26 protein-coding genes are annotated in these 24,211 nt (G+C 72.2%); 17 read left to right on the top strand and 9 right to left on the bottom strand.

What is annotated here, in order from left to right:
* The first annotated feature begins 29 nt into the window (after window positions 1-29).
* From priA to MF605_RS06950, 3 genes are all read left to right on the top strand, one after another.
* Window positions 30-815 (top strand): bifunctional 1-(5-phosphoribosyl)-5-((5-phosphoribosylamino)methylideneamino)imidazole-4-carboxamide isomerase/phosphoribosylanthranilate isomerase PriA, encoded by a 786-nt coding sequence (priA, locus tag MF605_RS06960; protein WP_020628149.1) that lies wholly within the window; start codon window positions 30-32, stop codon window positions 813-815.
* Window positions 812-1,813, top strand: a complete 1,002-nt coding sequence (locus MF605_RS06955; protein ID WP_020628148.1) for an SseB family protein — start codon at window positions 812-814, stop codon at window positions 1,811-1,813. Before priA ends, MF605_RS06955 begins: the two co-directional genes overlap by 4 nt.
* Before the next feature lie 122 nt (window positions 1,814-1,935).
* The gene (locus MF605_RS06950; RefSeq protein ID WP_242821257.1) at window positions 1,936-3,144 is read left to right on the top strand and encodes a trypsin-like serine protease; all 1,209 of its coding nucleotides are present in this window, start codon (window positions 1,936-1,938) and stop codon (window positions 3,142-3,144) included.
* A 99-nt stretch (window positions 3,145-3,243) separates the two neighbouring features.
* Here MF605_RS06950 and MF605_RS06945 read toward each other — a convergent pair whose 3' ends face one another.
* Genes MF605_RS06945 through MF605_RS06935 form a run of 3 tightly spaced genes read right to left on the bottom strand, consistent with a single transcriptional unit; the run spans window position 3,244 to window position 5,637 of the window.
* Entirely contained in the window at window positions 3,244-3,789 is a 546-nt protein-coding gene (locus tag MF605_RS06945; RefSeq protein WP_225348399.1) for a MarR family winged helix-turn-helix transcriptional regulator, read from the bottom strand.
* Window positions 3,761-4,450, bottom strand: coding sequence for an FMN reductase (locus tag MF605_RS06940; RefSeq protein WP_134416544.1), 690 nt, complete (start codon window positions 4,448-4,450; stop codon window positions 3,761-3,763). The genes MF605_RS06945 and MF605_RS06940 overlap by 29 nt, the downstream gene beginning before the upstream one ends.
* Window positions 4,447-5,637 carry an LLM class flavin-dependent oxidoreductase gene (locus MF605_RS06935; protein ID WP_134416546.1) on the bottom strand — a complete coding sequence of 397 codons (1,191 nt, stop codon included), beginning with the start codon at window positions 5,635-5,637 and terminating at the stop codon, window positions 4,447-4,449. The genes MF605_RS06940 and MF605_RS06935 overlap by 4 nt, the downstream gene beginning before the upstream one ends.
* Before the next feature lie 141 nt (window positions 5,638-5,778).
* Here MF605_RS06935 and MF605_RS06930 point away from each other — a divergent pair, with 141 nt between their 5' ends.
* Together MF605_RS06930 and MF605_RS06925 are read left to right on the top strand one after the other, a co-directional pair.
* Window positions 5,779-6,360 carry an LURP-one-related/scramblase family protein gene (locus MF605_RS06930; protein ID WP_020628143.1) on the top strand — a complete coding sequence of 194 codons (582 nt, stop codon included), beginning with the start codon at window positions 5,779-5,781 and terminating at the stop codon, window positions 6,358-6,360.
* Between the two features lie 71 nt (window positions 6,361-6,431).
* The gene (locus MF605_RS06925) at window positions 6,432-7,835 is read left to right on the top strand and encodes an MFS transporter (protein ID WP_134416548.1); all 1,404 of its coding nucleotides are present in this window, start codon (window positions 6,432-6,434) and stop codon (window positions 7,833-7,835) included.
* Window positions 7,836-7,854: 19 nt separating this feature from the next.
* Here MF605_RS06925 and MF605_RS06920 read toward each other — a convergent pair whose 3' ends face one another.
* From MF605_RS06920 to MF605_RS06905, 4 genes are all read right to left on the bottom strand, one after another.
* Window positions 7,855-8,181: a hypothetical protein gene (locus MF605_RS06920; protein WP_242821256.1), complete on the bottom strand. Its 327-nt coding sequence runs from the start codon at window positions 8,179-8,181 to the stop codon at window positions 7,855-7,857.
* Window positions 8,182-8,226: 45 nt separating this feature from the next.
* Entirely contained in the window at window positions 8,227-8,682 is a 456-nt protein-coding gene (locus MF605_RS06915; RefSeq protein ID WP_134416550.1) for a hypothetical protein, read from the bottom strand.
* A 58-nt stretch (window positions 8,683-8,740) separates the two neighbouring features.
* Window positions 8,741-10,354 (bottom strand): hypothetical protein, encoded by a 1,614-nt coding sequence (locus MF605_RS06910; RefSeq protein ID WP_134416552.1) that lies wholly within the window; start codon window positions 10,352-10,354, stop codon window positions 8,741-8,743.
* Window positions 10,355-10,448: 94 nt separating this feature from the next.
* Complete coding sequence (locus MF605_RS06905; protein ID WP_134416554.1) at window positions 10,449-10,733, bottom strand: hypothetical protein; 285 nt, start codon at window positions 10,731-10,733, stop codon at window positions 10,449-10,451.
* Window positions 10,734-10,772: 39 nt separating this feature from the next.
* On the opposite strand from MF605_RS06905, the gene MF605_RS12080 reads away from it, so the two are divergent.
* Window positions 10,773-10,907, top strand: coding sequence for a phage major capsid protein (locus tag MF605_RS12080; protein WP_166795258.1), 135 nt, complete (start codon window positions 10,773-10,775; stop codon window positions 10,905-10,907).
* Window positions 10,908-10,969: 62 nt separating this feature from the next.
* On the opposite strand, the gene MF605_RS06895 is transcribed toward MF605_RS12080, so the two are convergent.
* The gene (locus MF605_RS06895; protein WP_242821255.1) at window positions 10,970-11,206 is read right to left on the bottom strand and encodes a dienelactone hydrolase family protein; all 237 of its coding nucleotides are present in this window, start codon (window positions 11,204-11,206) and stop codon (window positions 10,970-10,972) included.
* A gap of 586 nt (window positions 11,207-11,792) precedes the next feature.
* Window positions 11,793-14,792, bottom strand: a complete 3,000-nt coding sequence (locus tag MF605_RS06890) for an FtsK/SpoIIIE domain-containing protein (protein WP_134416558.1) — start codon at window positions 14,790-14,792, stop codon at window positions 11,793-11,795.
* A 237-nt stretch (window positions 14,793-15,029) separates the two neighbouring features.
* Between MF605_RS06890 and MF605_RS06885 the strand changes: the two genes are divergently transcribed.
* The 11 genes from MF605_RS06885 (at window position 15,030) to MF605_RS06835 (ending at window position 24,195) form a co-directional block, all read left to right on the top strand.
* Entirely contained in the window at window positions 15,030-16,256 is a 1,227-nt protein-coding gene (locus MF605_RS06885) for a TadA family conjugal transfer-associated ATPase (protein ID WP_010079081.1), read from the top strand.
* Window positions 16,256-17,113: a type II secretion system F family protein gene (locus MF605_RS06880; protein WP_010079080.1), complete on the top strand. Its 858-nt coding sequence runs from the start codon at window positions 16,256-16,258 to the stop codon at window positions 17,111-17,113. The genes MF605_RS06885 and MF605_RS06880 overlap by 1 nt, the downstream gene beginning before the upstream one ends.
* Window positions 17,110-18,051, top strand: a complete 942-nt coding sequence (locus tag MF605_RS06875; RefSeq protein ID WP_041104286.1) for a type II secretion system F family protein — start codon at window positions 17,110-17,112, stop codon at window positions 18,049-18,051. The genes MF605_RS06880 and MF605_RS06875 overlap by 4 nt, the downstream gene beginning before the upstream one ends.
* Window positions 18,052-18,138: 87 nt before the next feature.
* Window positions 18,139-18,345 carry a hypothetical protein gene (locus MF605_RS06870; RefSeq protein WP_010079078.1) on the top strand — a complete coding sequence of 69 codons (207 nt, stop codon included), beginning with the start codon at window positions 18,139-18,141 and terminating at the stop codon, window positions 18,343-18,345.
* A 2-nt stretch (window positions 18,346-18,347) separates the two neighbouring features.
* The gene (locus MF605_RS06865; protein ID WP_036381779.1) at window positions 18,348-18,776 is read left to right on the top strand and encodes a TadE/TadG family type IV pilus assembly protein; all 429 of its coding nucleotides are present in this window, start codon (window positions 18,348-18,350) and stop codon (window positions 18,774-18,776) included.
* Window positions 18,760-19,188 carry a hypothetical protein gene (locus MF605_RS06860; RefSeq protein WP_036313982.1) on the top strand — a complete coding sequence of 143 codons (429 nt, stop codon included), beginning with the start codon at window positions 18,760-18,762 and terminating at the stop codon, window positions 19,186-19,188. Before MF605_RS06865 ends, MF605_RS06860 begins: the two co-directional genes overlap by 17 nt.
* A complete protein-coding gene (locus tag MF605_RS06855) occupies window positions 19,188-19,646 on the top strand; it encodes a pilus assembly protein TadG-related protein (protein WP_134416560.1) in 459 nt (152 codons plus the stop codon). Before MF605_RS06860 ends, MF605_RS06855 begins: the two co-directional genes overlap by 1 nt.
* A complete protein-coding gene (locus tag MF605_RS06850) occupies window positions 19,643-20,377 on the top strand; it encodes an alpha/beta fold hydrolase (protein ID WP_049147203.1) in 735 nt (244 codons plus the stop codon). The genes MF605_RS06855 and MF605_RS06850 overlap by 4 nt, the downstream gene beginning before the upstream one ends.
* A gap of 12 nt (window positions 20,378-20,389) precedes the next feature.
* The gene (gene prfB, locus MF605_RS06845) at window positions 20,390-21,511 is read left to right on the top strand and encodes a peptide chain release factor 2 (RefSeq protein WP_012750800.1); all 1,122 of its coding nucleotides are present in this window, start codon (window positions 20,390-20,392) and stop codon (window positions 21,509-21,511) included.
* A gap of 217 nt (window positions 21,512-21,728) precedes the next feature.
* Window positions 21,729-22,796, top strand: coding sequence for a 2,3-butanediol dehydrogenase (locus tag MF605_RS06840; protein WP_041104337.1), 1,068 nt, complete (start codon window positions 21,729-21,731; stop codon window positions 22,794-22,796).
* 190 nt (window positions 22,797-22,986) lie between these two features.
* Complete coding sequence (locus MF605_RS06835; protein ID WP_041104293.1) at window positions 22,987-24,195, top strand: acetyl-CoA C-acetyltransferase; 1,209 nt, start codon at window positions 22,987-22,989, stop codon at window positions 24,193-24,195.
* The last annotated feature ends 16 nt before the right edge of the window (window positions 24,196-24,211 follow it).

Genomic DNA, 24,211 nt, shown 5'->3' with positions numbered 1-24,211 from the left:
CGCCGGCCGCCCCACCCGAGAGGAACCCCATGACCCCGAACGCCCCCGCCCTCGAGCTGCTGCCCGCCGTCGACGTCCAGGACGGCCAGGCCGTCCGCCTCGTCCAGGGCGAGGCCGGCAGCGCCACCTCGTACGGCGACCCGGTCACCGCCGCCCTGGACTGGCAGCGCGCCGGCGCGGAGTGGATCCACCTCGTGGACCTGGACGCGGCCTTCGGTCGCGGTGACAACCGCGAGGTCATGCGCCGTGTGGTGGAGGAGATCGGCGTGAAGATCGAGCTGTCCGGCGGCATCCGCGACGACGCCTCGCTCGAGAACGCCCTCGAGATGGGTGCGGCGCGCGTGAACCTGGGCACCGCCGCCCTCGAGGACCCGGACTGGACCGCGCGCGTCATCGAGCGCTTCGGCGACCGGGTGGCCGTGGGCCTCGACGTGCGCGGCACCACGCTCGCCGCCCGCGGCTGGACCAAGGAGGGCGGCGACCTCTGGGAGGTGCTCGCCCGCCTCGAGGATGCCGGCTGCGCCCGCTACGTGGTCACCGACGTCACGAAGGACGGCACGCTCAAGGGGCCGAACACGGAGCTGCTCGCCCAGGTCTGCGCGAAGACCGCGAAGCCGGTCGTCGCCTCGGGCGGCATCTCCTCCCTCGAGGACGTTGCCGCGCTCGCGGCCATGACCGGCCAGGGCGTCGAGGGCGCGATCATGGGCAAGGCGCTGTACGCCGGCCGCTTCAGCCTGGAGCAGGCGCTGGCCGTCGCCGGCGGCGCCACGGTGGAGCAGGCGCGCTCCGAGCAGCCCGGCCCGGTCGCCCCGTGACGGGCTCGCACGACGACGGCGGCCTGGCCCGCGACGACGGGCTCGGTCCGATCGACGAGACGGTCGCGGTGCCGCATCCGGCGGCCCGGGAGCTGCCGGGGCACATCCGGGCCGCACTCGACCGCATGCGGGAGAAGACCGCGGGCGAGAACACCGCGGACACCGCGGGCGTCCCGTGGCAGGGCCGTGACCTCTCCGGCCCCGGCGTGGACGGCTCCGCGAACCCGTTGCACGTGTTCGACGAGGACGACGGCACCAGCCCGGCCGAGTGGACCGCCGTCATGTCGGCCCTGACGGACGGCTCCGCCGGTGAGCGGGAGGTGACGGAGGTGCTCGCGCGCATCCGCGTGTTCGCCGCCGTCGTGCCCACCCTTGCCGTGGACGAGGACGACGTCCACGACCACGCCGACCACACCGGTCACGAGCACGACGTCGCGGCGCACGGGGACAAGGCCGCGGACGTGGCCCTCGTGACCATGCGCGCGCCGGACGGCCGGCAGGCGCTGCCGGTGTTCACGAACGTGCCCGCGCTGACGGCATGGAACCCGGTCGCCCGACCCGTGGCCGTGTGGCTGCCGCGTGCCTGCCTGTCCGCCGTGGACGAGGGCTGTGAGCTCGTCGTCATCGACGCCGGCGCCGAGCACACGTACGTGGTGCGACGCCCGGCCGTGTGGTCGCTCGCCCAGCAGAGGGAGTGGACCCCCGCCTATCGGGACCAGGAGATCGCGGACGAGATCGCCGAGGTCGCCGACCTGGTCCCGAACCTGCTCAACCTGGGCCTCGCACCCGGGTCGGGGGTGGCCACGCACACGGGCTCCGGCGCGGTGATGAACGGAGGCGGGGCCGGGCCCGAGCTGCAGATCGTCGCGATGCCCACCCGGGACGCCGACGCGGCCGGGGTGCGCCTGATGACGGCCACGCTCAAGACCCTCCTGGCAGACCTGCCGCTGCTGGCCGAGCGGGCCGACTCCGTGGAGATCACGGTCCGCCGACCCTGATCGGTCGCCCGGCCTGTCCGGTACCGTTGAGGGGGAGGGGAGGGCCCGTGGTGGCCCCACCCCATCCTGGAGGCCGTGCGCCGCGCGCCGGCCCCATGCCTCCCATCCTCCGAGGAGTACCCATGAGAACCAGAACCTTGACCGGCGTCGCCACCGCGGCGCTGGGCGCGGTGGTGGTGGCCGGTGCCGGCCCCGCCCTCGCGCAGACCACGCTCACCCAGGGCTCGGCGATCACCGCGCCGGCCGGGGCGTGCAGCCTGACCATCGTCGACGACGCCACCGCCTACACCGCGGCCCACTGTGGTGCGGGCCAATGGCAGATCGGCTCGACCGTCCGCGACGTCGACGGCACCGCGATCGGCACCGTCTCGGCACTGCCCGGCGATTCGGGCGTGGACGCGGTCCGCGTGGCCCTGGCCGACGACGTCGACGTCGTGGGCGACTGGTCCACGCGGCCGGCCTCGTCCATCGGTGTGGGCGAGACCGTCTACACCCACGGCTCGTCCGTGCCGCTGGGCGCGCCGAACACCGTGTCCCACACGCAGACCTTCGAGGCCGCCACGGTCTGCGACGACGCGTACGCGGATCAGGTTGCCCTCGACACCGCCTCGACCTACGCCGGCGACTCGGGCGGGGCCGTCTATGACGCCCAGCAGCGGGTGGTCGGGGTCATCTCGGGCATCGCCCCGGTGACCTTCGACGCCGAGGGCAACGTGGTGGGCTGCGACGCCCAGGCGATGTCCTCGATCATGGTCCCGGTCGAGTCCCTCGACGCGCTGGACGCCTCCGCGGCGCCCGCCGCCGAGACCGCTCCGGCCGCCGAGACCGCCCCGGCGATCGCCGACGTCGCGGGCCCCGTGGCCGACGAGGACCTGCCCACCGGCGGCGAGCCTGCCGTGGACGAGTCCGAGCTGACCGAGTTCACGCCGGCCGAGGAGGAGGCCATCGCGGCCGAGCTCAAGGCTCGCGCCGAGGCCGCCGCGGAGGAGGAGGCCGCCGAGGCGGCCCCCGCTGCTGAGGCCCCGGCCGCCGAGGCCGCCGCGCCGGGGGTGACCGACGTCGTGGCCGCGCCCGCCGAGGGTGTCACCTACGGCACCCAGGTGGTCGCGCAGACCGAACAGGGCGGCTTCGCCTCCGTCACCGTCACGGCCTATGACGCGGACGGCACCGTCCTGGGCCAGGACGGCCTGGACCTCACCGGCGAGTACCGCGCCTGGCTGCCCGTGCCGGCCGAGGTGCCCGCGGGCGGTTCCGTGGTGGTCACCGTGGTCGACGCCGCCGGCGCCGCCACGGACGCCACCGTGACCCTGGGCGGTCAGCTGGTCGGCTGATCGATTCCGCCCCGAACGGCACGACGAGGCCCGGTGATCCCGCACGGATCACCGGGCCTCGTCACGTCCCGGGGCGGCCCCGGCCAGGTGGGGACGCGGTCAGCACAGCCCCTCGAGCCGCCGCCCCAGGCGGGAGAAGATCCGGGTGAGGGACTCCGCCTCGCCCGGCGCGAGGTCGCCGAGGAAGAGCTCGTCCACCTGCTGGGCGTGCTCGATCGCGGCGCGTCGGAAGGCGGACCGGCCCTCGTCGGTGAGGACGGCCTCGAAGCCCCGCCGGTCACAGGCCACCGGGCGGCGGTCGATCAGGCCGCGGGCCACGAGCGTCTTCACCTGGTAGGTGATGCGCGACGGGGAGAAGACCATCCGGGACGCCAGCTCTCCCAGCCGGAGCCGGCCCTCGGGGGACTCGTAGAGGAGCAGCAGCAGGTTGTAGTCGGCCAGCGACATGCCGCAGTCCTGTTTCAGGCGGCGCTCCAGCACCTCCGTGAGCATCTGGGTGGCTTCGAAGTAGGCGCGCCAGGCGCGCTTGGGCGGGTCCACCGGGCGGTGCGCCTCCGATGCGGAGCCGAACCAGCCGCCGTCGGGCTCCGCCGGCGCCGCGTCCTGCGGGGCGGGCTCAGGGGCCGGGGTTGAGGAGCTGCTCAAAGGGGGTCACCTCCAGGTCGAGGTCCGCGGGCGCGGCGGCGCGTGCCCGCGGGGGGCGGCTCAGGGTGATCTCGGCCAGGTCGCGTCCGGCGGCCCGGATGCGGGACTGCAGCGGGTCGGTCCGCATCGAGGCCTGCACGCCGGCCGCCTCGCCCCAGTCGTCCGAGGCCGCGAAGACGGCGGTCGGCACGATGCGGGCCTTGAGGTAGGCGAACAGCGGCCGCATGGCGGTGTCGATCATGAGCGAGTGGCGGGCGGTGCCGCCGGTGGCGCCGAGGAGCACGGGCACCCCGACGACGGACGTGGGCTCCGCGAGGTCCCAGAAGGACTTGAACAGGCCCGAGTAGGAGGCCTTGTACGTGGGCGAGACCGCGATGACGGCGTCGGCCTGGGCGACCTCGTCCAGGGCGGCGCGCAGGGCCGGGGAGATCGCGAAGGTCACCAGGGCCTGCGCGATGTCCGTGGCGAGCTCCCGCAGCGTGATCAGGTGGATCTGCGGGACCACGCCGTGCTCGGAGAGCGCGGCCGAGGCGGACTCGGCCATGCGTTCGGCGAGCATGCGGGTCTGGGACGGGTCCCCGGACCCGCCGGAGACCACGGCGAGGTGCCGGGCCTGCGGCGTGAACGGGTCGGAGGCATCGACGGCGCCGGGGGTGGTCACTTCGCGGCACCGCCCTTCGCGACATCGGCGGTGGCGCGCTGCTCGGCGGCCGCAGCGCGGTCGAGCTGGGCCGGCGATCCCTCCTTGCCGCCGGGCACGGGGGCCTCGCCGCGGCGGGCGCGTGCCACGAGGAACTCGTGGGTCGGGGCCGCCGGGACGTCGTCCGGCTTCAGGGCGTCGAATTCCTTGCGCAGCACGGGCAGGACCTCCTCGCCGAAGAGGTCGATCTGCCGGAGGACGGTGTCCGTGGGCAGGCCGGCGTGGTCGATGAGGAACATCTGGCGCTGGTAGTCGCCCACCCAGTCGCGGAACGTGAGCGTGCGCTCGATGACCTGCTGCGGCGAGCCGACCGTCAGGGGCGTCATCCTCGAGAAGTCCTCGAGGGAGGGGCCGTGGCCGTAGACCGGCGCGTTGTCGAAGTAGGGGCGGAACTCCGCCACGGCGTCCTGTGACTTCTTCGCCATGTAGGCCTGGCCGCCCAGGGCCACGTACGCCTGATGGGCCTTGCCGTGGCCGTAGTACTCGTAGCGCTGGCGGTACAGGCGCACCATCTGGATGACGTGCTCCTTGTTCCAGAAGATGTTGTTGTGGAAGTAGCCGTCGCCGTAGTAGGCGGCCTGCTCGGCGATCTCGGGGGAGCGGATGGAGCCGTGCCACACGAAGGGGGCGACGCCGTCCAGGGGCTGCGGGGTGAGGGTGAAGTCCTGCAGCGGGGTGCGGTGGTTGCCGCTCCAGTCCACGGTCTCCTCGTGCCACAGGCGGTAGAGGAGGTTGTAGTTCTCCACGGCGAGTTGGATGCCCTGGCGGATGTCCTTGCCGAACCACGGGTACACGGGGCCGGTGTTGCCGCGGCCCATCGTCAGGTCCACGCGACCGTCGGCGAGGTGCTGCAGGTACGCGTAGTCCTCGGCCAGACGCACCGGGTCCATGGTGGTGATCAGGGTCGTCGCCGTGGAGAGCTGGAGGGTCTCGGTCTGCGCGGCCAGGTAGGCCAGCAGCGTGGGCGGGTTGCCCGGGGCCACGAAGGGCGGGTTGTGGTGCTGGCCGGTCGCGAACACCTCGAAGCCCGCCTGCTCGGCGTGGCGGGCGATCTTGACGGTGTCCTTGATCCGCTGATGCTCGGTGGGGGCGGTCCCGTTCGTCGGATCGGCGGTGATGTCGCCGATCGTGAAGACGCCGAACTGCATGGTGTGCTCCTCAGTGTGCCCGGGGGCGGGTCTCACGGTGCCGGCCGCGCCGTCGCCGTGTTCTTCAAAAATGAACTATACCGCACAACGAGCCGCCCCGTCCTGAATATTCCGCAGGGCCCGACACGGCAGACTGGTCCCATGAGCCCCGCCTTCGACGCCGGTCGCCTCGCCCACACGGACGTCCTCACCCTGCAGCAGGTGTCGAGCTTGCTGTCCAACGACATCCAGGTGACGGACCCGGACGGGCGCACCGTCGTCTCGGTGGTCACCACGGGCGGCGGACTGGGCCGAATGCTGATGGGGAACCGCAGCTTCGACGTGGTCGACGGTGACGACGGCCGCGTGCTCTTCCGCCTCGCCGACCCGGCCACGTTCGGCCGCGACCGCTTCGCGATCCTGGACGCCGACGGGCTGCCCTTCGCCAACCTCGTCCGCCAGATCGCGTTCCTGCGGACGTCCGTGAGCGTCGAGGTCGTGGACGGCACGTGCTTCGCGGTGACCGGCGACCTGTGGGACCACGACTACACCATGACCGTGGGGCAGCGGCCGATCGCCCGCGTGACCGCGCAATTCGGAGGTGTCATGAACGCCCTGGCCGGGCGCTCGCGGTACGAGATGCGCCTGGACCCCGGCATGCCGCCCGTGGTGCGCTGCGCCGTGCTCGGCACGGCCATCGCCCTCGACCTGATCCGGGCCAAGGACCGGCGCAGCAACGGCTGAGTCCGCCGAGCGCGCGGCCGTCTCGGCGGCGCCTCCGGGGCGTGCCTTGACGCCTCCCATAGGATTCGACGGTGGACTTCGGAGCGTACGGACGGCTGTTGCAGGACCCTCGGATCCGCCATCTGCTGGCGGTGGGGTTCATCGCCCGCTTCCCGCACACCGCGGCCGGGGTGATCCTCACCCTCCACGTGGCTCTCACATTGGGCCTGGGCTACGGCCAGGCCGGCCTGGCCGGGGCGGCGATGACGCTGGGCATCGCAGTGGGCTCGCCGTGGCGGGGCCGCGTCGTGGACGCGAAGGGGCTGCGCCGTGCACTGCTGCCCTCCGTGATCGCGGAGGCGGTGATCTGGCCGATCGTCCCGTGGCTGCCGTTCTGGCCGATGCTCCTGGCCGTGTTCCTGGGCGGCGTGTTCTCGCTGCCGATCTTCTCCGTCGTCCGGCAGGGACTCGGCGTGCTCACCCACGGCAAGGACCGGCAGACGGCCTTCGCCCTGGATTCCATCGTCACGGAGACGATCTTCATGATGGGCCCGGCGCTGGGCGCCGTCGTCGCGGCCACGTGGTCGAGTGCCCTCGGCCTGACCATCGTCGGCCTCTCCAGCGCGCTGGGTGGCATCCTGCTGATGTGGTTCAACCCGCCCACGCGGTCGAGTCAGCTGGCCGTCGTCGGGCCGGCGACGGAGGACCCGTACACCGAGGAGCAGGACCGTCAGGAGGCGGTCGCCCAGGCGGTGACCGCCGCGCCCATGCACGTGGAGATGGCGGCCCCCAGTCTGGCCACCGGCGCGCTGCCGGCGATCACGGAGGCCATCCCGATCGTCACCGGGGCGCTGCCGGTGATCGCGGCGGACGGCTCCGGGCCGACGACGGCGCCGCGCCAGGCCCGGGCCGAGCGGCTGCGGCAGTGGCGGCGGACCCACTTCTCCTGGGTCGGGTCGGAGGTGCTCGGCGTGCTCGTGGTGTCGATGGCGGCCGGGATCGTCATGGTCGGCACCGAGGTCTCGATGGTGGCCGAGCTGGAGTCCCAGGGCGCCGCGGCGTCGGTGGGTCTGGTGTATGCGTTCTGGTGCGGCGCCTCCGCCGTGGGCGGGCTGTTCTACGGGGCGTGGGGCCGCCAGGTGCACCCGTACCTGCTGATGGCGCTGTTCGCCGTGGCGACGGTGCCGCTCGCGCTCGTGGACGGGGTGTGGGCGCTCGCCCTGGCCTCGATCCCCTCGGGCCTGCTGACGGCGCCGACCCTGGCCTCGGCCTCGTCCCGGCTCTCGCACCTCGTGGTGGAGGAGCGGCGCGGCGAGGCGATGGGCTTCTACGGCTCGGCCATGACCGCGGGCGCCGCGATGGGCGCCCCGCTGGCCGGCGTGTTCATCGACGGCGTCGCCCCGTCCGCGGGCTACGTGTTCGCGGCGGCCGCGGGCTTCGTGCTCGTGCTGCTGGCCGCCCTGGCGACGGTGGCGCGCGGGCGGCGCCCCGCCTGAGCCGGGCCCGCTCCGCGGCTCAGGCCAGGAGCTCGTGGATGCGGCGCATCAGCACGGCGGTGAGGTCCGCGTCGAAGTCGGCGGTGGAGGAGTCCATGAACAGGTGCCGGTCCGTGTCGTACTCGAAGAGGTCGGCGGGGCGGTCCGGGTGCTCGTCGGTGGCCGCGTAGGAGCGGGCGGTCTCGAGGTCGCCCTCGAGGGCCCAGGGGTCGCGGGTGCCGAGGTGGATCTGCAGGGCGGTGTGGGGCTGCCAGAGCGGGGCGTAGGCGTCGAGGTCCAGGGCACCGGCCATGGCGATGCACGGGCGGAAGCCGGGGACCACCTGGGCGGCACGCCAGGCGGGCATCACGCCCATGCTGATGCCGAGCAACCTCCGGATTCGGCTTCCCTACTAAGACCCCGGAGCCGCCATCAGTGAGTACACGGCGAGGTAGGCGGCGGCGCCAAATGCCAGCGACTTCGACACGAGGTCTAGCGGCTTGTTGTCGTAGAGGTTGAAGTGGCTGAGGATGCTAAAGAAGCCTGCGAGGGCTGCGTAGATACCTGTTATCGCTGTGACGCGCGTCAGGAAGGCGGTGATTGCTTCGCTGCGCAGCTCTTCGATGTCCGCTGTCTTTGGGTCGGCTTCTCTGAGAGCGACTATGCCTTCAAACGTCCAGGACGATGCGGCTGCGATCGTGATTCCTACCGCGAGCATCGGGAGCACCATCGCCATCCACAGCCAGATAGGCCGGGCGTTACGGAGCTCGGAAGGGTCCTTGAGATTCGACGAGTTGGACACCCACCAGACATAGACCAACCGCTTCGACAAAATATTGGCTTCACCACCAGGCCTGGGCTCCAGCACAGTACGAAAAAATGGGGACCACGCAGCCAAGCGTGGCCCCCATCAGCGGATCAGTGGTTCAAAGGTCGGGGGTGCTCACGATCGGTTCCTCTCCAGTTACTTCCACCGTAGTGGAACTGCCCTCGGCTGCGTTCTGTTCCTTCGTACGATACAGCTGACGGATGCCGCGCAGTAGTGGCCAGGTTAGCAGGTGCGAGAGCTTGATCTCACGGTCCCGAAGCATCCGCACGGCGAGCTCCAAGCCCTCCTCGTTCTGGTCTAGGAGAGCGAATTTCGCCAACTTGAAGGTGTTGTTGCGTGTTGCGACGTCGAAACGTTCGACGTCAGCCCTTACATCAGCGAACCTGCCCACCTCTTTCGCGGCGATCCAGCCGTTGACCTGCATCACGAGCGCTGAGTAGGCGTTGACGTTGGACATGGATGCGAGTGGCGCATCGCTCACGATCTGGCGGACTAGGTCGTATCGCTGTTCCTGGAGCATAAACATCGTCCGGTTTGAGAGATGGCTGAGCAGCGTAGGTACACATTGCTTATCCGGAGTCAGCTTCACGCCGAGAGCCCAAACAAGGCTGTAGGCGACGAGCATCAGCGCATCGGCCGCGCGCGCAATGTAGGCGGAGTCAACATCAAGAGACTGCCCTACCTTCACGTCGGTCTTGAACGCTGAAAGCCTTTCAACGTATTGCCTAGATGCGCTTCCTGCATTGTGCGCGATGCAGTGCCTACGTTGCACAGCCTCGCTGGCTACGAACGTACGCGCGGCCGTGATCTGCGAGATCTTGAAGGTGCCCTCGAAGAACTCAATCCAATCGAGCATCGAGCCGTGGAGGAGGTCGACCACGCTTTCGTCGACGAGGTGGTCTCTGACTTCATCGATCGAGTCGAATGCGCTAATCTCTGACCATTTGAGGGTCCTTTCTTTGCCGAGTGCCCCGGGATGGACTTCGAAACAAGCGCGCGCCAGTTGATTGATGAACATCTCGAGCTCTGATACGAGGATCGTCAGCAAAGAAGAGTGCAGGAACCGGGCACCGAGTGAGGGCCGGAGGGAACGCAGCACTGCGCTCATGTACGTGTGCTCGATGCCCTCGGGTAGGTCTGCTGAAACTTCGGCGAGTGCCTCGGTCAGAGCCGCCTCCCGCTCACCGGCTTCAGTTCCCGTCGCCTCGTCAATCGACTGGAACACCCGCAGATACCGGTCCAGCACGCTCTCATCGACTTCAGCCAGCTCGCGAGTGAGCAATCTCTTGGCGCGGAGCTTCGCGTCGTTCAATTCTGCATCTCGTTCGTCGAAGTGTTCCGACATCCGCAGCACTTCGGACTGACGGTTGGAGAACGTTGAGATCAGCAAGATGAGGCGTCCTATGAAGGCCTCTCCTGGGGACAGCTCTCGCGCCTCGGCCTGCTCTTCTGCCGGAGGCGGTGCGGCCTCTTCATCCGAGGTTCCGGCGGTCGGGATCTCATCGGGCGATGCCCCGTTTTCGTCTGCGGCGTGAGCGGCCGGCTCGGTCGAGATGATGAGTTCTTCCTGGGGCGCTGCGGCGACTTGACCAGCTGGTGCGGAGGCGGACTCTTGTGTAGCGGCCACTTCCGGTTGTTGCTCGTTCGTTGAAGTTCGTCCTTCCTCCATCGACCTGCCGTTGACCCCCGCCGGTGGCTGCTGTGTTCCCATGAACGCCACCTTATCCGGACGCATGAGAAACCCGCGAGGTCAGATAGCCATCCCGTCCGTCACGCCTGGGTGACGGACGGGACGATTCACCGATTCATGCCAGGTGCGACGTGACGAAGTCGAATGGCCTCTTGACTCGGAAGCCATAACGGCCTTCGTACATGAGGCGGAATGTGTTGTTCGCGGTGCGGTTCTTCCCGTCAAAGACGAGCTCGTTGTCGCCGACGAGCAGAAGCTCGGCCTGCGTCCAGTCGGCCGCCATCGCGCGACCGGTGGGGAGGCCGGGGGAGGTGACGACGGGGCCGCCCAGACCGTGGAGGGGCTGCCCGTGATCCAGTCCGCGGCCGCCCCCGTTGGCCGCGCATGGGTGGTCGGCCACGCCCAGGTGCTCACCGTGCTGCGGGGGGGGGGGGGCACCGTGGCTGTCTCGAGCGACGCCTACTTCAGCTCGGATCGCGTCGCCGTGCGCGCGACCATGCGGGTTGGGTTCGGGTTCCCGGCCTCGGCCCGGCTGGCGGTGATCGCGCTAGACGGTGAGCCCATCGCCGCCTGACCTTGCAACACGGGCACGAGGGCCCCGCGGACGTCCAAGAGGCGACGCGGGGCCTCATGCGTCTACGCGACGACGGAGGCCTCCTGGTGCTCGGCACACGCCCGCATGCCGCGCCGACCGATCTCCTCGAAGCCGATCTGCTGGGCGTGCGCGACACCCTCGTCCACGGTGGCGAAGGTGCGGCCGTCGTAGAGGTCCGGGGTGTGGACCGTGTGGCCGCCGGCGGTGATCTGTTCGGCGAGCGCGCGCACGCCGTCCGTGAGACCGAGGGCGTGGTGGAAGAGGATGATCTGCGCCATGGGTCAGAGCGTAGACCGCGGTGAGCGGCTGCCCCAGAGTGCGGGTGGGTGATCGGGGGGCGAAGAAGTGAGGTGGCTCGCGTCTTCAGCCGCGGGCGAGTTGGCGCTCATTGCGTGGAGTGCAAGCGCGGTGCTTCCCCGGCTGGTGCCCTGGGTTCTCGTCGCGGTGACCCCAGGGCAGCACCGTCTCAGTCTTCACGTCGCGCGGTCGGAGACTGCGCGAGCGAGTGGCGAGGAATCTTCTGCATGAGTGCCGAGCCACCCGTGCGAACGATGACGGGGCCGCTCGAGGCATGAGCGGGCAGCGGCCCCCTCGCTTCATCCGTCCTGCGTCCTCCAGGACATCATCGTCGGACGATGCCGCGGCCGAGAGGTCGCCGTCCTGACGCTGGCTGGTGCGGGCTCACGGATCTGCACCTCCGGTGGTGTGCTGTCTGTGGTCCCGGGAGCCATCCGGTCGACTGCGACGACGGCATGAGCCGATGCGGCATCCCCCTTCGGGCGCACGGCGACGAAGGGGCGCTATGTCCGACTGCTCCCGGCCCACTCGCCCGCTGCGGTCACAAGAGCATCGCCGACAGCGCGGTCACGCCGGGGCGGGAGACGCGAGCTGGCAGGGCATCCCGGGCTCGGGGACGGCGGGACTGATGTGCACGGCCCGGCCCGGCAGGGGCTCGACCTCGGTCAGCCGGGGCCAGACGAGCCGGTGCTCGGCGTTCGTCCCGGCCGGCACGAAGAAGCGGTGGGGCAGGTGCAGCAGCAGCCGGCCCGTCGCCAGCTCGCGGCCGCCGAACACCGCCAAACGCAGCCCGGCGGCCGCCGGACGGCCGAGCCAGTCGTGCACGTCCTCCTCGACCGTGCGGTAGGTGTCCCCGACGCGCAGGCCGGACCACGCGTTCCAGCCCGTGATCACGGCCGTGCCGCCGGCGGCCGCGAGTTCGCGCAGGCGGGCCAGGACGGCCTCCCCGGCTCCCTCAGCGTCCGGGGTCAGCACCGGCAGCCCGGACCGCGCGGCCGCCGTGGCCTCCCCGGTGCCGTCCAGCACGGCCGCCGGCCGGCCGCTTCGCATCGCCACCTCGACGACGGCGGCCAGCGTCTCCGCGCGACCTCCCGCGGCCTCGATGATCCACGCGGTGCGTCCCTCCGCGCCGGTCGGCCACCGCCACGGACGGTGCCGGCCGTGGGCCGCGTCGTCGAGCAGGGCCAGGGCCGTGGCCTCGGCCCGGCGACTGCGGTCCGGCACCCAGCGCTCCGGCAGGGCGGGGGTGACCGCGGGCGGAGGTGTCGGCCAGTCACCCGCCGCGTAGTTCTCCACCAGGACCGAGACGACGGCCTCCCAGGGGGCGACGGCCGGGGCGGCCGCGGTCTCGCCCAGCCGCCGCCACACGGGCGTACCGCCGTCGACCGTCCACTGGGACGCGCGGAACGAGACCGTCGGGCGCCCCGCCGTCGAGAGGATCGCGGAGCCGGGGCGGCGCGGGTCGAGCCGGGCCGCGGCGGCCGTGCCCACGAGATCCCACGACTCCTGCTCCGTCGCGGTGCGCAGGGCGATCGTGCTGCCCAGGTTCGAGCGCAGGTCCGAGCCCACCGCACCCGTGGCCCGCTGCGTGGCGAGGATGAGGTGGAAGCCGAGGGAACGGCCCGTGGCGGCCAGACGCTGCAGGACGGCGGCCGCGTCCGGGTGGTCGTCCACGAGCACGCGCAGTTCGTCGATCGCCACGATGAGCCGAGGCAGCGCCGCGTTTGGATGGCGGCGGCGGAAGCCGGGATAGTCGCTGACCCCGGCCTCCGCGAAGAGGGCCTCGCGGCGATGCAGCTCCGCACGGATGGCGCTCAGCGCCCGCAACGAGGCCGCCCCCACGTGGTTGGTCTCCAGGCTCATCGTGTGGGGGAGCGCGCCCAGCGGACCGAACGACGCGCCGCCCTTGAAGTCCAGCAGCAGGAACGCAACCTCGGCCGGCGGGTGGTGCGCTGCAGCCCCCAGCAGGAGGGACAGCAGGAGATCCGACTTCCCGGATCCCGTGGTGCCCGCGATGAGCAGGTGCGGACCGTCGGCGGCCAGGTCCATCTCGAGGACGCCCGTCTCGTCGCCGCTCCGGGCGAGGGTCACGGTGAGCCGGTCGACGGCATCGCGGCCGCCCACCTGCCCCGGTGGTGTGAGCGTGCCGTCCCCGTCGTCGGTGGGCAGCAGGCCGAGGTCCACGACGTCGTCGGCCAGCTCGGTCAACCAGGCGACCAGGATGCCGTCGGCGAGGCCGTCGGCGGCCACGTCCTCGAAGCGCTGCTGTTCGGCGGGGACCGTGACGGTGCGCCCGCGCAGGTCGACGACGGCGTCCCCCGGCGCAGGCGGCGGCCCGGTGAAGTCGTACCGCGTCCAGGGCAGATCCGCCCGGGCCGTGGGCGTCGTCCCCGCGTCGTCGCCGATGGCGGCCCGCCACGCTCGCCACGCCGGATCCAGTGCCGCGTCCTCAGGGGCCGTCACCAGCACGCGCGGGCCGGACCCGCCCGACCACCAGATGCGGCGGACTCCGCCGGCCTCCACGACGAACGCGCCGTCGGCGGCCACCGCGTGCCGCAGGAGCTGGAACACCGCCCACCGGCAGGCCCCGGCCACATCGCGCGGCGGCCCGACCACGACGACGCGCGACGCCGGCGGTGACGTCGTCATCACGGTGCGCCGCGACGTGACGGCCTCCACCCAGGCCTCGTCCGGGTCGTCCCGCGACAGGGACAGCGCCCCGACGCCGGAACCCCACGAGACCGCCACGGCCTCGTCGGCCCCCGACGTCAGCCCGAAGCGGTCCGTCGTGCCGGAGCGGACGGCGCGGGCCACCGCACCGGGGCTCAGTGCCGCCTGAGCCCGCCGGCGCACGACCGCGTCCGCGCGGGCGGCGAGCAGCCGCGCATGCCGCAGCCGGGTACGGCGCTGCATCGCCAGCATGACCAGCGCCACCGTCACGGACAGCACACCGAACAGCAGGAACACCGGGTTGCCCATCATCAGGACCAGGGCGACCCCGAGCACCAGCGGGCCCAGGGCCGCCACCAGCGGGATCACGACGGACTGCCGGGCCGGTGGGGATCCGAGGTCGACGGCGGGCGGCTCCGGCGTGACCGGCCGCGGCAGGGCGGCCCCGGGCCCGCGGACCAGGCCCAGGGCGGTCCGGCCCACAGGGAGCGGGCTGCGGCCGTCCCACAGGCGTCCGGTGTCCCGAGGACCGTCGTGGACGTGCAGCCCGGTGGGCGCGAGCCGCAGACGCATCGGCCGCGACGGGGCAGAGGGGTCGTCCAGCAGCAGCCGCGCCCCACCGCGTCCCGTGCTCAACCCGCCCTCCCCCAGAGGGACGAGGCGGCCGGCGTCGGGTCCGTGCTCGGTGACCACCGCGAGCTCCGGCCCCCGGGCCGGTGCACTCCCGACCCGTTCCGCGTACGTCACGCTGCGCGGCCCGGCAGCGCACCGGTGCAGCGACCGGGCGGGAAAACGTTCCCGCACCGCCCGGTCCTGCTCGTCCGCGTCGGCGGGGAAGTGCTCCACCCGCCATGTCTCGGGAGCGGCCCCGCCCAGGATCCGCACGCTCCAGGCCATCCCCGCCCCTCCCTCCTGAGACCGGCGACCGGCCCGTCCGGCCGCCTGGGGACGACCCTGCCACGGCCTGATGGCGGTTCGGGCGGCCTGTGGACAACTCCCCGTCGAACGGGACCGCCGCCACGTTGTCCACAGTCATGGTGTCCTGGACCACACGCATCGACGGAACGGGGTATCTTCCTGATCGAGACATGTGCGGCGCTGGGGATGGCGCCGAATCGGGCACAGGAGGGACACATGGATGCGGTGCGCATTCTCGAGGACGAGATCCGGGAGATCGTCCGGCGGCAGGGCATCGACCCGCAGCGTGAGCACGCCCGGGTCCTGACGCTCATCCAGGACGCGGCCGCGGACTACGAGTCCCGCGCGATGGTCAGCTCGCTGCCGGACCTGGAGGATCCCGTGGCGGCGCGGCAGGACCTGTTCGACCGCATCGCGGGCCTCGGGCCGCTCCAGCGGCTCATGGACGATCCCTCCGTGGAGGAGATCTGGCTGAACGCGCCGGACGCCGTCTACTGCGCGCGGTCCGGCCGCTCCGAGCTGACGGGCATCGTCCTGACCGAGGAGGAGGTGCAGGACCTCGTCGAAGTCATGTTGAAGTCCTCGGGCCGGCGGCTGGACCTGTCGATGCCGTTCGTCGACGCGGCCCTGCCAGACGGTTCGCGCCTGCACGTGGCCATCCCCGACATCACGCGGCGGCACTGGGCCGTGAACATCCGGAAGTTCATCGCCCGGGCGCGCCGGCTGGACGACCTCGTCCGGGGCGGTTCCCTCACTCCGACGGCGGCCCGCTTCCTGGACGCGGCCGTGGACGCGGGCATGAACATCCTCGTCAGCGGGGCCACCCAGGCGGGCAAGACCACCCTGCTCAACTGCCTGGCTTCGGCCATCGGCCCGCGGGAGCGGGTGATCACCGTGGAGGAGATCTTCGAGCTGCAGATCCCGGTGCGCGACGTCGTCGGGCTGCAGTGCCGCCAGCCGAACCTGGAGGGCCACGGCGAGATCCCGCTGCGTCGCCTCGTCAAGGAGGCGCTGCGGATGCGCCCGGACCGCCTGATCGTCGGCGAGGTGCGCGAGGCCGAGGCGCTGGACATGCTCGTCGCTCTGAACTCCGGCCTGGCCGGCATGTGCACGATCCACGCGAACTCGGCCGCGGACGCGCTCACGAAGCTCTGCACGCTGCCGCTGCTGGCCGGGGAGAACATCTCCCGGGACTTCGTCGTCCCGACGGTCGCCACGTGCATCGACGTCGTCGTGCACTGCGAGCGCGACCGTCAGGGCCGCCGGCGGGTGCGGGAGATCCTCACCGTCGGCTCACGGGTGGAGGGCGGGGTCATCGAGACGTCGGCGCTCTTCCAGCGTGACGCCGAGGGCGACCTGCGCCTCAACGAGGGTGCGAACCTGGAGTTCGAGGCGCTCGCCCGTCGCGGCGTGGACGTCCACGAGCTGGTGGGGCTGCGCTGATGGCCGCGCTGCTGGGGCTCGCGCTCGGCTGCGGCCTGTTCCTGCTGTGGTGGTCCCTCTGGTCCCCTCCCACGGAGAAACCCGGGGCCGCCCGCCCCGACTCGCGCCTGCGTGTGCTGATCGCCCAGTCCGGCATCCAGCGTCTCAGCCCGGCCGGCGTCGTGTCCGCCATGGCCGTCGGCGGTCTCGTGGTCGGGCTGCTCGTCCTGTCGCTGACCAGTACGTGGACCATCGCCGCGTGCTTCGCCGTCTTCGGCGCGGCCGTGCCCTGGCTGCTGTTGTCCTGGCAGGCCCGCCGGCGGTCCACGGCACTGCGCGAGCTGTGGCCGGACGCGATCGACCACGCCCGGTCGGCCATCCGCGCGGGCCTGACTCTCCCGGAGGCGCTCATCCAGCTCGGGGAGACCGGGCCGGAGGGGCTGCGCGAGCCGTTCCAGCAGTTCGCCCGGGACTACCGGGCCGGAGCCCGCTTCGTGGACGCACTGGACCGGCTCAAGGCCCGGATGGCCGACCCCGTCGCGGACCGCCTGGTGGTCTCGCTGCGCCTGACCCGCGAGGTCGGCGGCGCCGACATCGGCCGTCTGCTGCAGACCCTCTCCGAGTTCCTCCGGCAGGACGCCCGCATCCGCGCCGAGCTCGAGGCCCGGCAGTCGTGGACCGTGAACGCGGCCCGGTTGGCGGTGTGCGCCCCGTGGCTCGTGCTCCTGCTGCTGGGGACCCAGCCCGCCGCGGTCGCGGCCTACCGGTCCGCCGCCGGCGGGGCCGTGCTCCTCGCCGGCATGGTGGCCTCCGTCGTCTGCTACCGCGTCATGCTCCGCATCGGCGCGCTGCCCCGGGAGAAGCGGGTGTTCGCATGACGTCCGCGCTGATCTGGGCCGCGCTCCTGGGCCTCACCCTCGGGGCGGGACTGCTCCTCATCCTGGTCACCCAGCCGGTGGGCTGGCGCCCCAGCCTCGAGCAACGGGTCGAACCGCAGCTGCGCCACCACATCCCGGCCTCCCGCCTCCTCGAGGAGGAACGTGCGGGCGCCTCACCCTGGGGAGCGTGGGGACGCATCCTCGATCCCGTGGTGCAGGCCGGAGTCGGCTGGGTCCAGCGCATCTCCCCGGGCGGGGTGGCGCTCGACCGCAAGCTGGCCGCCGCGGGGCTCGCGGTCACGTCGACGGACTTCCGTGCCCAGCAGGTCCTGAGCGGAGCCGCGGGGGCCGCCGTGGCGGCCGTCCTCGCGCTCAGCCTCACCGTCACGGGCCGCGTGCCGGTGATCACGGGGGTCGCCCTCGTGATCGCCGGCGGCATGGCCGGGTTCCTGCTCCGGGAGCAGCTGCTCTCCCTGCGGGTGCGACGGCGGCGCGAGGCCATCCTCTCCGAGTTCCCGTCCGTGGCCGAGCTGTTCGCGCTCTCGGTGGGCGCGGGGGAGAGCGCCGCCGGAGCGCTCGAACGCATCGCGGGGACGGCGCGCGGGGAGCTGGCCGGCGAGTTCCGCACCACGCTCGCCGACATGCGTGCCGGGGCGTCGCTGTCCGCGGCGCTCAAGGCCATGGGACGGCGCGTGCAGCTGGCCCCCGTCGAACGGTTCATCGGGGGCGTGCTCATCGCGCTCGACCGCGGCACGCCCCTCGCCGACGTCCTGCGCGCGCAGGCCCAGGACGTGCGTGAGATGGGTCGCCGCGAGCTCATGGAGGCCGCCGGCCGGAAGGAGATACAGATGATGGTGCCCCTCGTGTTCGGCATCCTCCCGCTCACGGTGATCTTCGCCGTCTTCCCCGGCATCTCCCTGATGCGCCTGGGGTTCTGAAGACCCACAACTGAATAGTCCATCCATCCACCCACGATCACCATCCACTCCGGCCGCACGGGCGGCCGGCCACCCGAGGAGGGGACCATGCTCCACCACCACGCCATCACCGTCCTGGCCGCCCTGCGCGCCCTCATCCACGACGACGTCCGCGACGAGCGCGGCGACGTCCCCGGCTGGGTGATGATCACCCTCATGTCCGCCGTGCTCGTGGCCGGCCTGCTGGCCCTCGCCCTGCCGGCGCTCCAGGGACTGTTCAACCAGGCCATCTCCCAGGTGTCCCAGGGCGGCTGAGCATGCCCCGGGGTGCTGCCCACGGCGCGCAGGCGCCCCGTGGCGGCCACACGGGTGTCCGCTGGCGGGACGACCGGGGCGCCGCGGTGGCCGAGTCCACCATGGTGATGACCCTGGTCGTCCTGCTCTTCGCGGCGCTGCTCCAGGCCGGCGTCGTGATCCACACGCGCAACGTGATGATCGACGCCGCCTCCGCCGGCGCCCGGTACGGGGCGCTCGCGGACCGGAGCCCCGAGGACGGCGTCCAGCGGGCTCGGGAGCTGCTCTCGGCCGGCGTGCCCGGCCAGTCCGGGGCCGACGTCGCCGCGGAGCTCACCAGCCAGGACGGGGTCCCGGTCCTGCGCGTCACGGTCTCGAGCTCGCTGCCCGGCCTGGGGTTCCTGCCGGGCCCGATCCCCGTGGAGGTGAGCGGTCATGCGTTCCGTCAATGACGTCCGCGACGAGCGGGGAGCGGCCACGGTCGAATTCCTGGGCCTCACCCTCGTCCTGTTGATCCCCGTGGTGTACCTGATGATCTACGTCTCCCAGGTCCAGGCCGCGGCGTTCGCCTCGGTCGCCGCCGCTGACCAGGCCGTCAAGGCCGTGGTCGCCGAGGCTGATCACCCCAGCGCAGGCGCCGCCCACGCCACCGTCGAGCTCACGCTGGCCGACTACGGCGTGGGCGCCGGCCAGTACGACCTGACCGTCGGCTGCGATCAGGGCGGCTGTGGCACGCTCGAACCGGGCGAGGTCGTCGCCGTGCGGGTGGACGTGGGGGTGCCCGTCCCTCTCACGCCGGCAGCGTGGTCGCTGACCCCCGTGACGGTGGGTTCCGACGCCCGGCAGACTGTGCCGAGGTTCTGATGCGCCGCCGCCTCACCGCTCGCCTGGGTCACGACGACGGGCAGACCACCGTCCTCACCGTCGGCCTGTGCGCCGTGCTCGTGGCCCTCATGCTGGTCATGCTCGCGGTCACCACCGTGCAGTTGCAGCACCGCCGCCTGCAGTCGCTCGCGGACTCGGCCGCCATCGCCGGGGCAGAGGAGCTCGGCTTCCGGCTGGGGGAGGGCCCGGGCGTCGTGCTCTCCGACGACGACGTCGCCGCCTCCGCCAGCGCACACCTCGCGGCCGTCGGTGCCCAGGAGGCCGTGCCCGGGCTCGGCGGGATGAACGCCCGCGTGGCCGACGACGGCACCACCGTCGTCGTCACCCTCGACGCCCGGGCCGATCTGTTCGCCATGACCGGCCCGTTCGCGGGGACACTGCCCCTGTCGGTCCCCCTCGAGGCGACGGGCAGCAGTCGCACTAGCCTGGCCCGGTGATCCGCTTCCTCCACGGCATCGGTGGCCGGCCCGCCCACTTCGAGCCCCTTGCTGACGCCCTCGGCGCCGTGGCCGACCTCGCCGCCTCGCCCGCCCTGCCCGGCCACCCGGGCACGGACGCCGGCGGTCAGGGCCGCCCCCGGGCCGCACGGCCGGCGACCGATGCGGACCCCGTCCTCGACGCCGCCCGCACCTGGGCGGCGCAGGCCGGCCCCGTGCCGGGGCTGCTGATCGGCCACAGCACGGGCGGGGTCATCGCGCTGCGCGCCGTCGCCGACGGGCTGGTGCGGCCCCGCGCCCTCGTGGTCATCGACTCGAACGTCCCGGTGACGGACACCGCCCTGGCCGCCCGGGCGGCCAAGGCCCGCCTCGCCGCCCGCCCGGACTGGCGGAGCGTGCTCCGCGCCTCGCTCGCGCGGGACCTCCTCGTCCCGGAGCCGTGGCGCGAGCGGATCCTGACCGACCTGGACGCCACGCCGGACCATCCGATGCGCGAGCTCTGGGCCGCCGTCCTCGCCGCGGACACCCGTGCCCTCTGGGCCGGCATCACCGTCCCGACGCTATACGTGCGCAGCACCCGGGACGTCCACCAACGGGACCTGGACGCGGTCACGCAGCACGCCACCGTCGTCGATGTCAGCACGGGCCACTGGCCGCACGTCACGGAGCCCGAGGCCGTCGCGGCGGCGATCCGCCGCTGGCACACGACCGGCGTCCACCCCACGCGGTAGGCTGGCCGAATCATGGCTGACACTGACTTCTCCGCGGAGATCGACTCCCTGCGCCACACCCTGGCCTCCATCGAGCAGGTCTCGGACCTCGACCGCATCAAGGCGGACATCGCCGAACTGGAGCAGCAGGCCTCCGCACCGGACCTCTGGGACGACCCGGAGGAGGCCCAGAAGGTCACCTCCAAGCTCTCCCACCGTCAGACGGACCTCAAGCGCATCACCTCCCTGGAGAGCCGCATCGAGGACCTGGAGACCATGGTCGAGCTCGCCGCGGAGGAGGACGAGCCCTCCCTCCTCGACGACGCGAACCAGGAGCTGACCTCCATCCGCAAGGCCCTGGAGGAACTCGAGGTCGTCACGCTGCTCAGCGGCGAGTACGACCAGCGCGACGCCGTCGTGACCATCCGCGCGGGCGCCGGCGGCGTGGACGCGGCCGACTTCGCCGAGACCCTCATGCGCATGTACCTGCGCTGGGCTGAGCAGCGCGGCTGGTCCACCAAGGTCATGGACACCTCCTACGCGGAGGAGGCCGGCCTGAAGTCCGTCACCTTCGAGGTCAACGCGCCCTTCGCGTTCGGCACCCTCTCCGTGGAGGCCGGCACGCACCGCCTCGTGCGCATCAGCCCCTTCGACAACCAGGGCCGCCGCCAGACGTCCTTCGCGGCGGTCGAGGTGGTGCCGCTGATCGAGTCGGACGACTCCATCGAGATCCCCGAGTCCGAGATCAAGGTGGACGTGTTCCGCTCCTCGGGCCCCGGCGGCCAGTCCGTGAACACCACGGACTCCGCCGTCCGCATGACGCACCTGCCCACCGGCATCGTCGTGTCCATGCAGAACGAGAAGTCGCAGATCCAGAACCGTGCCGCCGCCCTGCGCGTGCTCCAGTCTCGCCTGCTGCTGCTGCGCAAGGCCGAGGAGGACGCGAAGAAGAAGGAGATGGCCGGCGACGTCAAGGCGTCCTGGGGCGACCAGATGCGCTCCTACGTGCTGAACCCGTACCAGATGGTCAAGGACCTGCGCACGGGCCACGAGGAGGGCAACCCCTCCTCCGTGTTCGACGGCCACATCGACGATTTCGTGGACGCCGGGATCCGCTGGCGCGCCGAGCAGGTCAAGGCCGCCCAGGAGGACTGAGCCCCGCGGCACGGCCCCGTCGCCCGGGCCACCACGACGCCGGCCCGCACCTCCGCAGTGAGGCGCCGGCCGGCGTCGCCGTTCAAGCCCCCGCAGGGGCCTCGGGCCTGGCCCGGGAGACCGGCCCGGTGGGATGCTCGAAGCACCGGGCAGGCGCCCCCGCGCGCCGGTCCGGCACCAGACTCCATTCCCACCCAGGAGGTCGACCAGCATGACCATGCGCGCCGCCCGTTGGCACGGCAAGAAGGACATCCGCATCGAGGAGATCGACTCGCCCACGGCCGGCCCGGGGCAGGTCCTCGTGGACGTCGCGTGGTGCGGCATCTGCGGCACGGACCTGCACGAGTACCTCGAGGGCCCGATCTTCATCCCGCCGGCCGGGCACCCGCACCCGATCTCCGGCGACGCCGCCCCCGTCACGCTCGGCCACGAGATGTCCGGCACCGTCGCCGCCCTGGGCGAGGGCGTCACGGACCTCGAGGTCGGCCAGAAGGTCGTCGTGGAGCCGTACATCGTGCGCGAGGAGGACCGGGACCGACCGGACTACAACCTCGCGCCGGACATGAACTTCATCGGCCTGGGCGGCGACGGCGGCGGACTGGCCGAGCAGATCGCGGTGCAGCGCCGCTGGGTCCACCCGGTGGCCGACTCCGTGCCTCTCGACCAGGCCGCGCTCATCGAGCCGCTCTCCGTGGCCCACCACGCGTGGGTGCGGGCCGGCTCTCCGACGTCGGGCGTGGCAGTGATCGGTGGCGCCGGCCCCATCGGCGCGCTCACGGCGGCCGTGCTCAAGGGCAAGGGCCTGACGGTGTACGTCTCCGAGCTCTCGGAGCTGCGCCGCCAGAAGGTGCTCGAGGCCGGCGTGGTAGACGAGGCATTCGACCCCCGCGAGGTGGACGTGCCCGCGAAGATCCGCGAGCTGCACGACGGCCAGGGCGCGGACGTGGGCTTCGAGTGCACCTCGGTGGACGTGGTGCTGGACATGCTGCTGGACGCGGTGCGTCCCGGCGGGGTGATCGTCAACGAGTCCATCTGGGGCCACGAGCCCGCCGTGGCCCTGCACAAGCTGGTGATGAAGGAGATCGACCTGCGCGGCACCATCGCGTACGCGAACGACCACGCGGACACCATCCGCATGGTCGAGGACGGCGCCGTGGACCTCGCGCCGTTCATCACCGGCAAGATCGGCCTCGACGACCTGGTCGACCAGGGCTTCGAGACCCTCATCCACCACAACGAGACGGCCGTGAAGATCCTCGTCTCGCCCACCGGCCAGGGCCTCTGAGGCTCCGGCCCGATCCCCGGACGTCCCGACGACGGCCCGCACCCGCGCGCTGCGGGTGCGGGCCGTCGTGGTCCCTGTGCCGCGGCGCGCCGTCACAGACGCGTCGCTCCCTGGCGCGCCTGTGACCGGGGTCATAGACTGCATTTGAGTGAATCGTGATGAACCGAGTTGAACGTCCCAGGAGGACCGCATGACCGCCGAGCTGCCCCAGCCTCAGCCCACCGATGCCGTGATCGTGGGCGGTGCCCGCACGCCCTTCACCCGGCTGCTCTCGCAGCAGGCCGACCTGCGCGCCGTGGACCTGGGCGCCCACGCGATCACGCACGCGCTCGAGCGCGCCGGCGTGGCCCCCGAGGACGTGGACATGGTCTACATGGGCCAGGTCGTGCAGGCCGGCGCGGGCCAGAACCCGGCCCGCCAGTCCGCGCTCGCCGCGGGCATCCCGTTGAACGTCCCGGCCATGACGATCAACAAGGTGTGCCTGTCCGGCCTCACCGCCGTGATCGACGCCGCCCGTCTCATCCGCCTCGGCGAGGCGGACGTGGTGGTGGCCGGCGGTCAGGAGTCCATGACCAACGCCCCGCACCTGCTGCCCGGCGCGCGCAAGGGCTTCAAGTACGGCCCGGCCACCATGCTCGACGCCGTCGCGTGGGACGGCCTCACCGACTCCCTGAGCCACGAGGCCATGGGCGAGCTGACCGAGTCCGGCAACGGCGAGCGGAACATCGCCCGCGCCGAGCAGGACGAGGTCGCCGCGGCCTCGCACCAGCGGGCCGCCCGGGCCCAGTCCGAGGGCGTCTTCGAGGGCGAGATCGCCCCGGTGGAGATCCCGCAGCGCAAGGGCGACCCGCTGGTCGTCTCCCAGGACGAAGGGGTCCGCCCGGACACGACCGCCGAGTCGCTGGGCGCCCTGCGCCCGGCGTTCGCGAAGGACGGCACCATCACGGCCGGCAACTCCTCGCCCCTGTCCGACGGCGCCGCCGCCCTCGTGGTGACCTCGCGGGCCTTCGCCGAGGAGAAGGGCCTGACGATCCTCGCCACGGTGGGCGCACCCGGCCAGACCGCCGGCCCGGACAGCTCGCAGCTGCACTCGCAGCCTTCGGACGCGATCGCCGCGGCGGTGCGGAAGCAGGGCTGGGACGTGGCCGACCTTGACTTCATCGAGATCAACGAGGCGTTCGGCGCGGTGGCCGTGCAGTCCCTGCGCGACCTCGGCTACCCGCACGAGAAGACCAACATCCACGGCGGCGCCATCGCCCTGGGCCACCCGATCGGCGCCTCCGGCGCCCGGCTGGCCCTGCACGCCGCCCTCGAGCTCGACCGGCGCGACGGCGGCCGCGCGGCCGTCTCGCTCTGCGGCGGCGGCGGCCAGGGCGAGGCCCTGATCCTCTTCCGCTGACAGACCGCCCCTGACA

Origin of the sequence: Micrococcus luteus, assembly GCF_022664405.1 — a bacterium.
Lineage (GTDB): Bacteria > Actinomycetota > Actinomycetes > Actinomycetales > Micrococcaceae > Micrococcus > Micrococcus luteus.
The sequence above is the reverse complement of the archived record's forward strand: the minus strand, read 5'-3'. Positions and strand labels throughout refer to the sequence as shown.

What these genes read in the sequence shown, in the direction of transcription:
- priA (WP_020628149.1), top strand. Translation starts at nt 30, where the DNA reads ATGACCCCGAACGCCCCCGCCCTCGAGCTGCTGCCCGCCGTCGACGTC.
- MF605_RS06950 (WP_242821257.1), top strand. Translation starts at nt 1,936, where the DNA reads ATGAGAACCAGAACCTTGACCGGCGTCGCCACCGCGGCGCTGGGCGCG.
- MF605_RS06935 (WP_134416546.1), bottom strand. Translation starts at nt 5,637, where the DNA reads ATGCAGTTCGGCGTCTTCACGATCGGCGACATCACCGCCGATCCGACG.
- MF605_RS06930 (WP_020628143.1), top strand. Translation starts at nt 5,779, where the DNA reads ATGAGCCCCGCCTTCGACGCCGGTCGCCTCGCCCACACGGACGTCCTC.
- MF605_RS06920 (WP_242821256.1), bottom strand. Translation starts at nt 8,181, where the DNA reads ATGCCCGCCTGGCGTGCCGCCCAGGTGGTCCCCGGCTTCCGCCCGTGC.
- MF605_RS06910 (WP_134416552.1), bottom strand. Translation starts at nt 10,354, where the DNA reads ATGGGAACACAGCAGCCACCGGCGGGGGTCAACGGCAGGTCGATGGAG.
- MF605_RS06895 (WP_242821255.1), bottom strand. Translation starts at nt 11,206, where the DNA reads ATGGCGCAGATCATCCTCTTCCACCACGCCCTCGGTCTCACGGACGGC.
- MF605_RS06890 (WP_134416558.1), bottom strand. Translation starts at nt 14,792, where the DNA reads ATGGCCTGGAGCGTGCGGATCCTGGGCGGGGCCGCTCCCGAGACATGG.
- MF605_RS06885 (WP_010079081.1), top strand. Translation starts at nt 15,030, where the DNA reads ATGGATGCGGTGCGCATTCTCGAGGACGAGATCCGGGAGATCGTCCGG.
- MF605_RS06880 (WP_010079080.1), top strand. Translation starts at nt 16,256, where the DNA reads ATGGCCGCGCTGCTGGGGCTCGCGCTCGGCTGCGGCCTGTTCCTGCTG.
- MF605_RS06875 (WP_041104286.1), top strand. Translation starts at nt 17,110, where the DNA reads ATGACGTCCGCGCTGATCTGGGCCGCGCTCCTGGGCCTCACCCTCGGG.
- MF605_RS06870 (WP_010079078.1), top strand. Translation starts at nt 18,139, where the DNA reads ATGCTCCACCACCACGCCATCACCGTCCTGGCCGCCCTGCGCGCCCTC.
- MF605_RS06865 (WP_036381779.1), top strand. Translation starts at nt 18,348, where the DNA reads ATGCCCCGGGGTGCTGCCCACGGCGCGCAGGCGCCCCGTGGCGGCCAC.
- MF605_RS06860 (WP_036313982.1), top strand. Translation starts at nt 18,760, where the DNA reads ATGCGTTCCGTCAATGACGTCCGCGACGAGCGGGGAGCGGCCACGGTC.
- MF605_RS06855 (WP_134416560.1), top strand. Translation starts at nt 19,188, where the DNA reads ATGCGCCGCCGCCTCACCGCTCGCCTGGGTCACGACGACGGGCAGACC.
- prfB (WP_012750800.1), top strand. Translation starts at nt 20,390, where the DNA reads ATGGCTGACACTGACTTCTCCGCGGAGATCGACTCCCTGCGCCACACC.
- MF605_RS06840 (WP_041104337.1), top strand. Translation starts at nt 21,729, where the DNA reads ATGCGCGCCGCCCGTTGGCACGGCAAGAAGGACATCCGCATCGAGGAG.
- MF605_RS06835 (WP_041104293.1), top strand. Translation starts at nt 22,987, where the DNA reads ATGACCGCCGAGCTGCCCCAGCCTCAGCCCACCGATGCCGTGATCGTG.